Source organism: Sneathiella litorea (genome assembly GCF_009882915.1).
Lineage (GTDB): Bacteria > Pseudomonadota > Alphaproteobacteria > Sneathiellales > Sneathiellaceae > Sneathiella > Sneathiella litorea.
In genome coordinates this window covers 1,537,298-1,551,570 of the sequence record NZ_WTUW01000002.1, presented here as the reverse complement: position 1 = coordinate 1,551,570, position 14,273 = coordinate 1,537,298, and the positions used below count along the sequence as shown (strand labels likewise).

At 49.2% G+C, this 14,273-nt stretch carries 11 protein-coding genes; 9 read left to right on the top strand and 2 right to left on the bottom strand.

Annotated features, from left to right (window positions below):
• Positions 1-316: 316 nt before the first annotated feature.
• Together GQE98_RS13760 and GQE98_RS13755 are read left to right on the top strand one after the other, a co-directional pair.
• Positions 317-1,279, top strand: coding sequence for an amidoligase family protein (locus GQE98_RS13760; protein WP_161316177.1), 963 nt, complete (start codon positions 317-319; stop codon positions 1,277-1,279).
• On the top strand, positions 1,276-1,950 hold the full coding sequence (locus tag GQE98_RS13755) for a gamma-glutamyl-gamma-aminobutyrate hydrolase family protein (protein WP_161316176.1): 675 nt from the start codon (positions 1,276-1,278) through the stop codon (positions 1,948-1,950). Before GQE98_RS13760 ends, GQE98_RS13755 begins: the two co-directional genes overlap by 4 nt.
• A 21-nt stretch (positions 1,951-1,971) precedes the next feature.
• On the opposite strand, the gene GQE98_RS13750 is transcribed toward GQE98_RS13755, so the two are convergent.
• The gene (locus tag GQE98_RS13750; RefSeq protein ID WP_161316175.1) at positions 1,972-2,814 is read right to left on the bottom strand and encodes a universal stress protein; all 843 of its coding nucleotides are present in this window, start codon (positions 2,812-2,814) and stop codon (positions 1,972-1,974) included.
• Positions 2,815-3,264: 450 nt separating this feature from the next.
• Here GQE98_RS13750 and GQE98_RS13745 point away from each other — a divergent pair, with 450 nt between their 5' ends.
• From GQE98_RS13745 to GQE98_RS13725, 5 genes are all read left to right on the top strand, one after another.
• Positions 3,265-4,482 carry an FAD-dependent monooxygenase gene (locus GQE98_RS13745; protein WP_161316174.1) on the top strand — a complete coding sequence of 406 codons (1,218 nt, stop codon included), beginning with the start codon at positions 3,265-3,267 and terminating at the stop codon, positions 4,480-4,482.
• Between the two features lie 94 nt (positions 4,483-4,576).
• Entirely contained in the window at positions 4,577-5,740 is a 1,164-nt protein-coding gene (locus GQE98_RS13740) for a phytanoyl-CoA dioxygenase family protein (protein ID WP_161316173.1), read from the top strand.
• An 81-nt stretch (positions 5,741-5,821) separates the two neighbouring features.
• The gene (locus GQE98_RS13735) at positions 5,822-6,388 is read left to right on the top strand and encodes a LemA family protein (protein WP_161316172.1); all 567 of its coding nucleotides are present in this window, start codon (positions 5,822-5,824) and stop codon (positions 6,386-6,388) included.
• Positions 6,372-8,351, top strand: a complete 1,980-nt coding sequence (locus GQE98_RS13730) for a DUF2207 domain-containing protein (RefSeq protein ID WP_161316171.1) — start codon at positions 6,372-6,374, stop codon at positions 8,349-8,351. The genes GQE98_RS13735 and GQE98_RS13730 overlap by 17 nt, the downstream gene beginning before the upstream one ends.
• 79 nt (positions 8,352-8,430) lie before the next feature.
• Entirely contained in the window at positions 8,431-9,297 is an 867-nt protein-coding gene (locus GQE98_RS13725; RefSeq protein WP_202526294.1) for an urea carboxylase-associated family protein, read from the top strand.
• Positions 9,298-9,311: 14 nt separating this feature from the next.
• Here GQE98_RS13725 and GQE98_RS13720 read toward each other — a convergent pair whose 3' ends face one another.
• On the bottom strand, positions 9,312-10,439 hold the full coding sequence (locus GQE98_RS13720) for an acyl-CoA dehydrogenase family protein (protein WP_161316170.1): 1,128 nt from the start codon (positions 10,437-10,439) through the stop codon (positions 9,312-9,314).
• Positions 10,440-10,705: 266 nt separating this feature from the next.
• Here GQE98_RS13720 and GQE98_RS13715 point away from each other — a divergent pair, with 266 nt between their 5' ends.
• Together GQE98_RS13715 and GQE98_RS13710 are read left to right on the top strand one after the other, a co-directional pair.
• On the top strand, positions 10,706-11,314 hold the full coding sequence (locus GQE98_RS13715) for a glutathione S-transferase N-terminal domain-containing protein (protein ID WP_161316169.1): 609 nt from the start codon (positions 10,706-10,708) through the stop codon (positions 11,312-11,314).
• 112 nt (positions 11,315-11,426) lie between these two features.
• Positions 11,427-14,270, top strand: coding sequence for an intermembrane phospholipid transport protein YdbH family protein (locus GQE98_RS13710; RefSeq protein ID WP_161316168.1), 2,844 nt, complete (start codon positions 11,427-11,429; stop codon positions 14,268-14,270).
• Positions 14,271-14,273: the final 3 nt, after the last annotated feature.

Below are 14,273 nucleotides of genomic sequence, written 5' to 3'. Positions count from 1 at the left end.
TTGTTTTCTGCTTGAGGAGACGTCGGCTAAATGGAGAAATATACGATTAGCCTAAGTCCATTGTCGCAATATATCAAAAAGTTAAATAAGTCCTCAGATCTGTGCGTAATGGGTAGTGTCCCATTTTCTTACTTGTTTTGGCGTCATGCAATATTACGTTAGTGTTATGAAGTATAACCCAGTCACCGCAGAAGTCTTGCCGTATACAGCTCATCCAGTAAATTTGTTTTGTTAATGACTGAAGAGGCAATCACCCATGGCAAATTCAAGTTACTTGATTAAGTCGCCGCCTCTCTCAGCTAACCAAGCAGGTAGAATGCGGCGGGTTGGGGTCGAAATAGAGTTTTCAGGCCTTGATCCCGCAAATGCAGCCCAACTTTTGGCAGATATTTATGATGGCCAAGTGGTGGCGACCAGTTCGGCCTTTGTCTTTAGCGTTGAAGGAACGCCTTGGGGAAAGTTCTTGGTTGAGCTGGATACCCAATATGTTAACCCTGAAAAAGATTTGGGCGACCTGATGGAAGAGGCAGAACTGCCACTTAATCAAGACGCGGTTAATATTGGACGTGATCTGGATTCTTTTTTTCGCAATGTTATTGGCAAGGTTTCGTCGATTGCGGTGCCAACAGAAATTGTCGCGCCGCCAATCCCCTGGAATGAACTGGACAAATTAACGGCACTAGTTGAGGGGTTGCGAGAGAACGGAGCTAAGGGGACTGACGATAATTTTATTTACGCTTTTGGGGTCCATCTTAACCCGGAAGTCGCTGCAGATGACGTTGGCTATCTACTCCGCCATTTGCGGGCATACGTGCTTTTATCCCATTGGCTGAGAGACCGCATTGAAATTGATACAACTCGGCGATTGCTTCCTCATGTTGACCCCTTTCCCCGGGAATATGTTCGCCTGATTTTGGATGCAGACTACTCTCCAGATCTTGAGACGCTAATTTCGGACTATGCCCGCCTGAACCCGACACGTAACCGTGAACTGGATATGTTTCCATTGTTCAAGTTTCTCGCACCAGATGTCGTCGCTCGTTTTACAGATGATATCCTTATTAAGGCCCGTCCCACCTTTCATTACCGCCTACCGAACACACATCTTTCAGACCCAGCCTGGGACATTGTTGCAGAATGGAACCGCTGGTTTGTTGTTGAGAAACTGGCGGCGGATGAAAAGGCAATCCAGCGTTTGTCTGATCGCTATCTTGCCAAACCGTCCAGCTTTGTCGAACAATGGATACGGGATATCGGCGAATGGATTGAAACCTTATGAAGCCCATCGTTGGCGTTACCGTCTCACGTTATAAAAGCTGGATAGCACGCGGATTCGATTGGTTCGCTGTATGGCGGGCGGGCGGAAAATGTATGTTCCTGGAACCGGGTACCACGCATCCTCTGGATCAATTGGATGCATTGGTTATTGGCGGTGGGGATGACATAGGTGCCGAGCTTTACCACTCCGAAATAACGCTGGATGTTCGAATTGATCCTGAACGCGATGTTCTGGAACTGGAGTTGTTAGCCTTTGCGGAGAAGAAGGGCTTGCCTGTACTGGGTATATGTCGCGGCGCCCAAATGATGAACGTCTTTCATGGCGGCACACTTTATAGTGATATTCGCGGTATGCCGCGGGAAAAAACAAATATTCGGACGGTTCTTGCGCGAAAAATTGTTACATTGAAATCCGGGTCAATAATTCATGAAATCATCGGATCGGATACAATCCGTGTCAACAGTTTGCATCACCAGGCTGTTGATAAGGTGGGAAACGGGATAACGGTAACGGGATATGACCGGGGGAATTTCGTTCAAGCTCTTGAGCGAAAAGACCGAGATTTTTTTATTGGCGTGCAGTGGCACCCGGAATTCCTGATTTTTAATTCACGCCAATCCGCCCTTTTCAAGGCGCTTATCAAGGCAACTCGGCGACAATTAAAAAACTAGAACAGGAACCTCTATCAGTTCCTAATGAGAAATCAGGACAGGGATGGTCATGTTCTCAAGAATATACTTTGTTGCCCCGCCGAAAATGAACTCCCTGCGACGTGAATGTCCATAGCCACCGATAATGAGCAAACTCCCACCATCCATCGTTGCTTCTTCCAGTAGCTGCGCACCGATAGGAGAGTTGTTTTCTGGAATATCTTTGATGGTTGCCGTAATATCATGCCGTGCGAGGGTTGCGGCGAGCTCTGTTCCCATAACTGAATAGCTTGAGCTTGTCTTCTTTTTCGACCCTACGCAAATCAAGCTAACCTCTTTTGCCGTTTCCAAAAATGGCAATGCATCGAACGCAGCACGTGTCGCTTCCCGCGTTCCGTTCCAGCCTAAAGCGACATATTCACCCATATTTTTTACTTGCTGTCCGAAGGGAACAACTAGAACCGGGCGACCGCTTTCCATCAGAACAGCTGTCGGCACTTCTGCCGAATAGTCTGTATCTGTTGCTTCGTTAGATTGACTGAGGATGACGATATCAGCAGTACGGCTCTGTTCGACGACGACAGGCGCTATTTTTTGATCTGGTGATTGCAAGGTGCGCCATTCAAACGAAACTCCGGCGGCGTTAGTTTCGTGCTTAAATAAGGCCTCAATCCGCTCTGCTTCGTCCAGATAATACTGACGTTGAGAGGAAAGAAAATCGGCAGGTATTTCCATTGAAACCGCTGGATTAAGCCAAATTTTTGGGACAACATAAACACCAATCAAGTGCGCGTTATTGTCTATTGTGATCCGGGTTGCAACCGCCAAAAGCTCTTTGGCCTGCTTATCATTGTTGAAGTAAGCAAGAATGGTTTTATAACTCATTGGTTTCCCTTCCCATTAATAATAAGAGATACTCAGTCACTGCTTGTTGTTGTCTATGTCGCCCCTTGTTTCTCGGAGACTCGAGTGCAATGGTTTCGAACTGATAATGTGCTTTTTAATTGATGAATTCATTAGACGAAGCATTACGTGCCTCTACTCTTTCATCTTACTTGATGTAAAATTAATATAATTGATATGAATCAATTCTTTTGTAATTTTTCAATCATCTATAGGGCCATATGAATGTAAAGAGCGCGTGTTTCGCAGCTATTACCATTGAAGATTTTAGCTTGAGTACTAGTGTGGCGTTTGGCATGGAGGAGCAGAGTGCCGAAGATGATCTATGGCAAATATACTGCCTTTTTTCTTGTTGTTTGTTCTGAAGTCTGCAAATCTTGAGTACATGCGTTTCAAAAAAATAACACGGAGAAAATCCGGAGGGAGATAAACATGCGTGTCATACTGATTGGTTGTGGGATTGCGGGTGCTGCCTTATCCCTAACTTTACAACGGGCGGGAATTTCCCATGTGGTGTTGGAGCAGGCGTCGGAACTTTCCGAAGTTGGCGCGGGTCTGCAGCAAAGCCCAAACAGCATTCGGGTCCTTGAATATCTGGGTTTGAAGGATGAACTGGCCCGCATCGGCGTACCGCCGGCTGCGCATCTGTTCAAGGACTACAAGACAGGGGAAGTTTATTTAAAAACTCCCCTGATGCCGAAGGTGGAGGAATTCTTCGGCGCACCCTATTACCATGTCCATCGGGCCGACTTGCTCGACATCATGGTGAAGGCGATGGATCCGCAGAATATCAGGCTGAACACAAAAGTCGTCGATGTTAAGGAAAATGCGCAGGGAGTCGAAGTCCACTTAAGTGATGGAACGGTCGAAAAAGGCGACGTTCTGATCGGATCTGATGGGCTACATTCCATGGTTCGTGAAAAATTCTTTACGCCCGAAAAACCACGTCCGTCGGGCTGTGTCGCCTGGCGCGGGCTCGTTCCGGTTGAGGTGGCGCGGAACCTCGGGTTCGAACAGAATTCATACGTCTGGATGGGGCCGCATCGTTCCGCTGTTCTTTACTATGTCTGCGGGGGCGATCTTTTTAACTGGGTGGGGATAGGTCCTTATAACGACAATGCGAAAGAATCCTGGTCACAGACGGGCTCTCGCGATGCGGCTCTTACTGAGTATGAGGGCTGGAATGAACAAATTCGCGAACTGATTGCAGGGACGGAAAGTCTTTTCATGACCAATATGATTGATCGCGAGCCGCTTGATCGCTGGGTCACGGATCGAGTCGCTCTGATGGGTGATGCTGCCCATGCGATGATGCCCTATCACGCACAAGGAGCAGGGCAGAGTATTGAGGATGCCTGGGTACTCGGCCGGTCCCTTGAGATGGCGGAGGGCGATATTCCCGCGGCACTTAAAAAGTATGAAAAGCTTCGTCTCGACCGTGCTAACCGGGTCTTGCTGCAATCCCGGGCAGCAGAAAACCTATTCCATATGAGCGACCCGGATGAAATCTCCCGCCGGAATGCCCGTTTCGCGCGTCACCAACAGGAAGATCAGGACGGCTTTCCTGTCGGACAACGTTGGCTGTACTCCTATGACGCGGAAAAGGCGGTTATGGGGACAGATGATGAGTGGCGAAAGCTCTCCTGGTAAGCGCGGCGAAACTAAGCAGCCGAAAGCTAAGAAACGGTATGGCGCCCCCAAAATCAGCCAGGTTAGCCTGATATAAAGCAAGAAGGGAAAAATAATGAATAATGCACAACCCGCAAACACTATAACCGCTGCTGACCATGCGAGTTTAATGGAGAAATACACTCGCGAGGGTGAAGCACGCGCCTACGCACTCGGCAATCGTGGTCCCATCAGGCTGGGGCCGGATGGAAAGCTGGCCAAGGAAATCCTGGATGCCTACCGGGAACATGGTTTCTATGTTTTTGAGAATGTCGTGGATGACACCGAATTGCGTGAACTCCGAGAGGATGTCGAGCGCGTCCTTTCACGGGCACCGGTCGCACCGGAAGCAGAGCTGGATAAGGCCGGCCAGCCAGCGCTTGGGGCCGAGTTCGTGCGTTACCCCTATCGCTTCGCCAAACCGCTTAGTGATCCGCTAGGCGGTACCACTAAGAACAAGGGGCGGCATCCGGTCAAGATGCTCAACCCAACACCGGGTGAAGATGCGCCTCAATGGACTATCGAGCTCTTGCACGGAAACTTACATTTAATGGATTCCTGCCTGCGTTTGTATGGGCATCCCGGGTTGCTTTCAGTTGCTGAGGCCATCAATGGTCCCGACTTTGTTCCTTATAATGAGGTGGCTTTTATTAAGGAGCCGGGACTTGGCCCTTCCGTTGCCTGGCATCAGGATGGCACAACGCATTGGGACGCCGCGGACTGGGATGAAAATGCGCATGGCTTTAACTTTATGACGCAGCTCTATCCTAGCACACCCGCGAACTGTGTTTGGATTCTCCCGGGTAGCCATAGGAACGGTAAAGCAAACATCCCGGATCTTGTAAAAGAAAGTGGCTCGGAACGTCTTAAGGATGCCGTGCCACTTGTCTGTAAGGCAGGGGAAGTCTTCGCCGTCAATAGACAGCTGGTGCATGGGTCTTTCGCCAATTCATCGCCGGATCGAAGAGTTACGATTAACGCCGGATTTTTCCCGCGCCGTCGCGTTCTTAACATTACGACAAGCCAGCTTGATGACCGGACAGAAACTTATGATGCAGAACGCATCCATGAGCGAAGTCGGATCATTGCGCTTGGGATTGATGCGCGTCAGCAACGGTTCCCGGATGAACCGGCCTACAAATATCAGCCACTTGCTGGCGAGATGGCGGAGAACCGCTGGAATGAGGAAAATCGCGAAAAAGTTCTTAAAAATTACAACCTTAAGGATATCTATATTTGACGTTTACGGTTTAGGCCGTAAACTTGCGGCAGTGCGCACTCAATATTGACTGAAGGGCGCCTGGTCTGGGAGTATTGCGACATGATTTCCTTTTTGGTTGTTTCTGGTCTGATCGCTGCCGTCATTCTATATGTCATTGCAACATATAATGAGTTTGTCACCCTGCGCGAGAAAATCAAGGAAGCCTGGAGTGGGATCGAGGTGCAGATGAAGCTCCGGTACAACCTCATTCCCAATCTGGTCGAGACCGTCAAAGGCTATGCCAAGCATGAAGCGGGCACATTCGAGGCCGTTACCCGGGCGCGAAATGATGCCATGTCCAACCATGGCTCCCCCGCGGAGCAGGCGCAATCGGAAAATATGTTGTCCGGCGTGTTGAAATCTTTGTTCGCCCTTGCTGAAGATTATCCCGAACTCAAAGCCAACGAAAATTTCCAGAACCTTCAGCATCAACTGGCAGAAGTCGAGGATAAAATACAGTCCGCCCGACGTTACTATAATGGCGTGGTGCGGGACAATAATATTAAGATAGACCAGTTTCCAAGTAACCTAGTCGCTAATGTCTTTAGTTTTATCAAGGCCGAGTTTTTTGAACTGGCCGAAGATGAAGAAGCAGCTCGCAAGCCGGTCAATGTCAAGTTCGACTAACCAATGCGCCCTTGAACCGGTGAGTTTTCCAGTACAAAAGCCAAGTCTCCGCCTTTTTGTCCTGTATGGGGTATTTCTCCTTTTTGGATTGATTTTCCCATCCTCGCCCTATGCAAAAGAACTCATTAAGGAGTTCAGAAGCGATCTCTGGATTCAAGGCGATGCAAGCCTGATGGTGCGAGAGAAGATCACGGTTATTAGTGAGGGAAACCAAATAAGGCGCGGCATTTTTCGTGATTTTCCGACGGACTATAAGGATACGCAGGGGAATCAATACAGGGTTGGGTTCGAGGTCGAAAAAGTTACCCGTAATGGACAGTTGGAACCGTTTCACACTGAACGGCACTCCAATGGCGTGCGGGTTTATATTGGGGATAAAGATGTCCTCATTACCAATGGTGAACACAGATACACAATCACCTATAGAACCACGCGGCAGATCGGTTTTTTTGATGGACTCGACGAGCTTTACTGGAATGTGACAGGAAATGGCTGGGTTTTCGATATCGAAAAGGCGAGTGCCCGCATACATCTCCCAGATGGCGCAAATATACGAAACTATACTGCCTACACAGGATATCAGGGTGAAAAAGGTAAGGCGTTTGAAACCCGCGAAAATGTCGACGGGGTTGAATTTTTTACGACAAAACCACTTCGTCCAAATGAAGGGCTCACAATTGCGGTTTCCTGGCCCAGCGGGTTTGTCGCCAAACCCTCAGATGCTGAAAAATTGGGCTATCTTCTTGCCGATAATAGAATTCTGTTCGTTGGTATAGTTGGGTTATTGGTACTCATCGTCTATTACCTTCTTGTTTGGTGGCGCGTCGGGCGTGACCCGACGGCTGGCACCATTATCCCGTTTTTTGAACCGCCAGATGGCTATTCACCGGCGGCGATGCGGTATATCCGGAATATGGGTTTTGATAACAAGGTATTCTCTGCCGCGATATTGAGCATGGCAGTAAAAGGGTATCTGACGATCGAGGAAGATGGCTCTCGGAGCTATGTCCTGAAGCGGACCGGAAAAAAGGCCCCGCTCTTTATGGGAGAAAGAGCTATAGCAAACAGGTTTTTCAAATTTGAAGATGATGAACTTGAGCTGAAACAAAAAAATCGTGTGATTATACAAAGCGCGCGTCGTAGCCTGAAAGAATGGCTGCGGACTGAGTATGAGAAAACCTATTTTAACAATAACCGGCAGTACTTCCTGCCGGGTGCCGGGCTTTCCCTTGTCGTCATCATATTGATGATTGTTTGGGCCAAGGATCCGGGAACTGCCGCCTTTATTTCTATCTGGCTCGCGGGATGGACCGCAGGTGTCTATTTTATACTGCGCCGAGGTTATCGGGCATTTCTGGAATTTTGGAATGGGAGAAACCCACTTTCCGGCATTGGCGCCATTATTCTGTTCGCTATGGCTCTACCTTTTCTTGGTGGCGAGGCCGCTGGTTTGATGTTTCTGGTCGAGGCAACGTCTCCAGCGGCGGCAGTTCTTTTCCTCTTGATTCAGGTGGTAAACCTGTGCTTCTACCATTTGTTAAAAGCCCCAACCTTGCTCGGAAGGAAAATGCTGGACCGATTTGCAGGCTTTGCCGACTTCCTGAGTGTTGCGGAGAAAGACCGCATGAATTTTTTCAACCCACCGGAACGTACGCCTGAGCTCTTTGAGCGGTTCCTGCCTTACGCTATCGCGCTGGATGTTGAAAATGCTTGGGCGGAACAATTCTCTAACAGCTTCGCAAATGCGCAGGAAGCTCCCTCTCAAGGGCCAGCGTATTGCCCATCCTGGTATCGTGGGCAGCATTTTAACCCGACTAATCTAGCTGGATTTTCCAGTTCTCTCGGGCAAGGGTTTACGAGTGCCATTTCGTCCGCGGCAACCGCGCCGGGTAGCTCTCGCGGCTCATCGGGCGGCGGGTCTTCCGGCGGCGGTGGCGGCGGTGGCGGTGGCGGAGGATGGTGATTAAGTATGATCACTTTCCCGGCTTGCCCGCTCAGACTGAGCAACGTAGGATCGGATGTCTTTATAACGAGGGCTGCCTATGAAATACATGCCACAAAATCAGGCTCCTGCCGACGCGAAGAGCCGCCAGGCCATCAAGCCGGTAATCGTTTATCCCGTCGATACGCTACCTCTGCCGGACGCAAAAATCTATAATGATGCGCGGTCACATCTGGAACAGATCGATGAGGTCATTGTGGCGCCGCGCGATGCCGAATGCTTCGAAGTTCCGGCAGGACATTTCTTCCGGATCGTCAGCATCGAAGGCGCTCAAGTTGGCGACCTTAACCTTTGGAACGCGGCAGATCCGACAGAACGGTTTTTTAGCGGTAAGACACGGGCGCTTCACGGCACACATGTCAGTGTCGGGGATCGATTATGGAGCAATTTGCCATTTATGCGGCCAATGGCGACAATTACCTATGACACTCTCGATTGGTATGGTTGGGATGATGATGGTGGCGGAGTCCATGATGTTATCGGAACCCGCTGTGATCCCTATACCAATGTGATGCTTGGCGGTGAGGAGTATCATTACTGCTGCCATTCCAACCTTATCCGCGCTTTCGCAAAAAAGAAAAACATTTCATATGATGAAGCGGAACCCTTCGTACATGATGTCTTAAACGTATTTATGTGCACCGGGTTTACGCGAGATACCCATCAATATTTCATGAAGGCGAGCCCGGTCCGACCCGGGGACTATCTTGAATTTTTTGCTGAGATAGACCTTTTGGGTGGGCTATCAACTTGTCCCGGTGGAGATTGCAGTTCCGGCCATTCGAGTGACGCAGCGGCTTGCTTTCCATTGAAGGTAGAAATATTCCGGCCAGAAAAGGGTCTGCCTGTAGACTGGCGCCCGGCCGAAAAATCACCCTACTCACGCCAGCATATTGCAAAGGATTAGTCTCGTCATAAGTCTCAGAGGTTTGCCGGGTTATTGATGATTGTTCGGCCAATTTTTGTAAGGCGGATCGTATGGGCATTTCTGGCAATGGTCAGTGACTTTGAAATGTCCCGAACCAAAAGACTGATCTGTGGTTGGTCTGAAATAGCTAATTCTTCCAGTACTTCTTCTAAAGCGTCGGCGCAGGCTTTGCACTCTTGATGAAACCCAAGTTGTAACTCCAGAAGCGGTTGAAGGTCATCGCCTGTAGTGTTTGCCATCGACGCCAGATGGGCTGCTATGACATCAAGGGCTTTAAGTCTCGTCGCGATCGCGCCAATTTTAAGGGCCTGAATTTCTGTGGCATGAGTGGCAACATCCGATAACAGACAATACATCGACCCAACTTGACTGCCGGCGCCGGTCGCATCCTCAATCGCCCGCATGCGTAAAGATGTCCTGTTAAGGGCATCGCCTTCCTTGCCTATAAGGTTTGCGATGGGGACCCGGCAGTTTTCCAAGATAATTCCCCCGTGCGGACAGGGATGCAAAAAGTCTATTTTTACGCCCTCAGTCCGGCGAAAGCCTTCGCTGTCCGCGGAAACGAGGATGGCACTGAACGCTTTCTTGCCATTCGCTTCATCAGTAATGGCAAGAACGATGAAGTGGTTCGCGATTGGACCATTGGTCAAAAACGCCTTCTCTCCGTTTAGGATATACTCCTCCCCCTCACGCCGTGCTGTTGTCTTAAGGAGTTTTGGATGCGCCCCGGCACCAGGTTCGGAAATTGCGACTGATAACGTCGTCTCTCCTTTTGCAAGTTCAGGCAACAGTTGTTGTTTCAATGCACTCGGTGCATCACCTGCAATATGGAGCTTTGACATTAGCCAATGGGCCATGAATACCATGGTCACACCGGGCACGCCTCCGACTTGGTTCAAGGTCCTCCCAGCGAGGGATAAGGTGCTGTAGTCAGCTGCCAGACCACCATACTCTTCGGGTAGCGAGAGGCTGGCTAGCCCGGAGTTCGCAAAGTCATGCCATAACTCCTCTGGAAAGACCTTTGCAGCGATTAACTCAGCTCGTCGAGACTTGATCTTGGTGGTCGCAAAATGATGTATTTTACTTAGGGCTTGCATTTTTGGATTATCTGCCGGTGTCATGTCACTCTCTCCATTTTATTGTTATAGACAGTATTTTTTCGCGAGAGGGAAGTTGTGATAATAACATAAGGATAGGACGATTTCCCAGTTTCATCCTGTTCTGAATTAGATATCCACTGAATATTCCGCTTCTCAGCGTTTATTCAACAATTGGACGATGGAGACGTATATCATTTATCATTCCCGTATTGCCGGAGACCCTAAGACCGAGTTTGCCCCAAGCCAGCCATAACAAATGGATTTGCGAATTAATTAAGGAGATCGTTGTGAAGCTCTATGACCTGCCCGCGTCGCCAAATGCCCGCCGTGTCCGTATTTTCTTGGCGGAAAAGGGGCTTGAAATCCCGAAGGAAGAAGTTGACCTTTCCTCTGGCTATCATCATACGCCGGAGTATTTGAGTAAGAATATTCTCGGGCGGATGCCCGTATTGGAGTTGGCCGACGGCTCCACGATTTCGGAAAGCCAGGCGATTTGCCGCTATCTTGAAGAGATTTATCCGGAACCACCATTGATGGGGCAAACACCCTTGGAGCGGGCGCATATCGAGATGTGGAACCGACGCATGGAGTTGGAACTGCTCATTCCACTCATGCATGCTTTTGTCCACGGCCATCCAATGTGGAAGGGTATTCGCGATCAGGTGCCAGATTATGTGCCGGTTTGCGAAAAACACGCAAGCCGCAGTTTAGGTTGGCTTGAGACGGCGCTGGAAGGTCGGGAGTATATCGCGGCACCGGTGTATAGCGTCGCTGATATTACTGCGCAATGTGCCATTCTGATGGGGAAAGCCGTTGGCGTGCGTCCCACGGAAGACCAAGAAAACATAAATGCCTGGTGGGCACGTGTCACTAGCCGTCCGAGTGCGAGAGCCTAGAAGAATCATTTTGCAGCGGGAAAGCCCGTTACAGGCATAGCCTATAAGATACTCAGGCTTGTCTTTTTGGTATCCCCATGTAAATGAAATAGTGTCTTACAGGGGAAGGTCGATGCCGGCAGCCGCGAAATTTGGATTTCTTCGCATTCTCATTCTGAGCGGGATCAGCATACTCGCCGTTTTGGTTATCTCCCTGATTTTCTTGCGCTCGATGGTTTTGGAATATGCCGGTGAGCTTTCTTTGAAGTTGCTTGGGTTTGACGATGTCAGTTTGACCGTTGATGCTGTTGCCTCGGATCACATCGTTATAACTGAATTATCACTCTCCGATCAGATTACATTGCGCAATATCGACGTGCAGTTTCGCCCGCTTTCTCTTTTTCGTGGTGAGGTCGACAGGGTTGATATCAGACATCTGTTCGTTGATATATCCGATCTGGAAAAGGGGGCCGTCGAGCGCATAATCGCTCTTGCGACGGAGGAGACAAGCGACGAGGCGGCTGCGCCGAAATATCTTTTTCCCGAAATTCTATTGCAAAATGGAGAAATTGTAGCGGTAAGCGAGGGCCGGAAAATACACGCGACTATATCCGGCGCTTTATCTTCGAACCAACGTCTGACTGCAGATAGTGAGGTTCAGCTCCATATTGAAACGGCGGCCGGCCCAATTATTCTGGAAGACATTCAACTTTCAATTAATGCTGACGTTCCGTCACAATCTGCAAAGGTAACGGTCAAGGACGGGATAATTCGCCAGGACATTGCCAACCCAGATTGGGAGCCCCTCCTGCTTCAGGGGCAAGGGCAGTTAACAGCAGAGGAATCTACCGCCCAGATTTCCTTAAAAACCATAGAAGGTCAGTCTTTATTGGAGTTGACAGGACAGTACGATGAGGGGAGTAAAATTGGCAGCGCACGGATACATCTGGAAACGCTCCCTTTTCGGAAGGATGGGCTGCAGCCAGGCGACTTGTCTCGGTTTGCGGAAGATATGCCACCATTCGATGGCCGGCTATCCCTCAACGCAACTATCGGGATTGCCGGTTCCACTATCACGTATGCAGGTGACATCGTCATGGAAGCAATGGCAATAGAGGTCGCCGATGGGCAAATAACGTCAGATCGGCTTCCAATTCAAATTAAGGGACGATACCTGCTGGATGGAAATCAGCAGGATGCTCAAATTATGTTACGGGAAGCAAAAATCGCTGCACAGTTTCCCGACCTGAGTTTGTCGGTGACTGAATTGGCCGCGGAACTGGATATTCAAAATTTCACGGATAAACTTGAGCTTGTCACTCTCAATGGAATTGTCAGTGACACTTCTTCAGAACCCGCTTTTTCACCCTTGAATTTCACTGCTTCTGGCGGGGTGAATCCATCACAGGAAGTGTCCTTGCAGGGCTCGATCCATAATAAACGAGCGAATTTCAAAGCTGATGTTGTCGCTGAGTATGAGATTAAAAGTGGAAAAGGGGGATTGTCGTTCAATTTTCCAGAAGCATATCTCGGAAAGGGTGGACTATCGCTTGTGACGCTATCCTCTCATTTCAAGGACATTGGAAAAAGCTTTTCGGGAAATCTGGCTGCGGCAGGAAAAATTGCCCGAGGCAAGGACGGCAATATTGCTATTTCATTGCTGAACGCAGAGATTAGAGATGGTCATTGGAAAGATCAGAAGATAAATGCAGATGGTCTCTTTTTGAAGCTCGCCGGTGTCCAACCGGATGATAACTCGATGTTTGAGAGCCACGTGACAGGTCAGATCAGGAAAATACAGCTGGATAGCCAGCATGTCAGCATCTCTGATATTAATGCGAGAGTGAAGGTGCCTGTTGAGAACCTGGTACCTAAAGGAAGTGGGCATCTACTCCTTACCAAACTGAAAGTCACCCCGGAGGAGGGCGCTCTTTTTAAGGAAGTGCAAACTATTACCGGTGACGCCAGGCTAAATGGGAAAAAAGCAGATTTCTCACTAGAACTCGCATCAGATTTTCTCGGTAAGTATCTTCGTCTCGAAGGCGAACATTCGTTAGCGAATGGTATTGGAAATGCGAACATCCGTATCAATCCACTCACATTTGCAGAAGATGGAGTGCAGCCATCTGATCTTGTCGCAATAGATGCGGAAATGAAGGTAGAGGGTCTGGTTACACCAACGGCTAATCTGCGCTGGTCATCCAATGGTCTAAACTCGTCTGCGGATGTTGAACTTGATGATATTTTGGTTAAGGCGACGGGAGGGAGTATATCGGGTATCAACGGAAAGGTTCATATTGATGAACTCAACCCACTCACCATTGCGGCGCCCCAGGAAGTTAAGGCGTCCGGTGCTACTGTCGGTGTGTCTCTTGAGAACCCCTTCCTACGATTTCGCGTCTTAACAAACAACGGTGCTCCGGTTCTTTATATAGACCGGCTAAACGTTGGATTGGTTGGCGGCACCGCCATAATAGATAATGCGATCATTGACACCGGAGCGGAGTTCAATCGGGCGGAAATTCAGCTGACCCGCCTTGATCTTGAAGAGGTAATGGCGCTGGGTAATGTAGAGGAACTTGTGGCCACGGGTCGAGTAAGTGGGCGGATACCCCTAATTTTCGGGGGAGACCGGTTGCTCGTCGATGAAGGCTTGCTCGCCGCTGATGGACCGGGTGTATTGAAAATGACGTCTGCGGCGGCAAGGCAGGCACTTGGAGGAAGCGGTGAGCAGACCAAACTGTTGCTCGATATCCTTGAGAATTTTCACTATTCGAAGCTTTCGATCGAAATAACAAAAACAGATAGCGGTGAAGACACGGTTAAACTGCATGCAAAGGGCAGCAATCCTGATGTTGAAAACAACCGACCTGTGATCCTGAATATAAATTTGACTACCAGTCTGGACAAGATATTCAACGGCATACTCAAAGGCTACCTATTGTCGGAAAAAGCGCTCCGTGCTACTGTTCGCTGACGG

Bases quoted from the DNA above. Each gene is read 5' to 3' on its own strand.
- GQE98_RS13740 (WP_161316173.1), top strand. From the start codon at position 4,577: ATGAATAATGCACAACCCGCAAACACTATAACCGCTGCTGACCATGCG.
- GQE98_RS13725 (WP_202526294.1), top strand. From the start codon at position 8,431: ATGAAATACATGCCACAAAATCAGGCTCCTGCCGACGCGAAGAGCCGC.
- GQE98_RS13735 (WP_161316172.1), top strand. From the start codon at position 5,822: ATGATTTCCTTTTTGGTTGTTTCTGGTCTGATCGCTGCCGTCATTCTA.
- GQE98_RS13710 (WP_161316168.1), top strand. From the start codon at position 11,427: ATGCCGGCAGCCGCGAAATTTGGATTTCTTCGCATTCTCATTCTGAGC.
- GQE98_RS13755 (WP_161316176.1), top strand. From the start codon at position 1,276: ATGAAGCCCATCGTTGGCGTTACCGTCTCACGTTATAAAAGCTGGATA.
- GQE98_RS13720 (WP_161316170.1), bottom strand. From the start codon at position 10,439: ATGACACCGGCAGATAATCCAAAAATGCAAGCCCTAAGTAAAATACAT.
- GQE98_RS13760 (WP_161316177.1), top strand. From the start codon at position 317: ATGCGGCGGGTTGGGGTCGAAATAGAGTTTTCAGGCCTTGATCCCGCA.
- GQE98_RS13730 (WP_161316171.1), top strand. From the start codon at position 6,372: ATGTCAAGTTCGACTAACCAATGCGCCCTTGAACCGGTGAGTTTTCCA.
- GQE98_RS13745 (WP_161316174.1), top strand. From the start codon at position 3,265: ATGCGTGTCATACTGATTGGTTGTGGGATTGCGGGTGCTGCCTTATCC.
- GQE98_RS13750 (WP_161316175.1), bottom strand. From the start codon at position 2,814: ATGAGTTATAAAACCATTCTTGCTTACTTCAACAATGATAAGCAGGCC.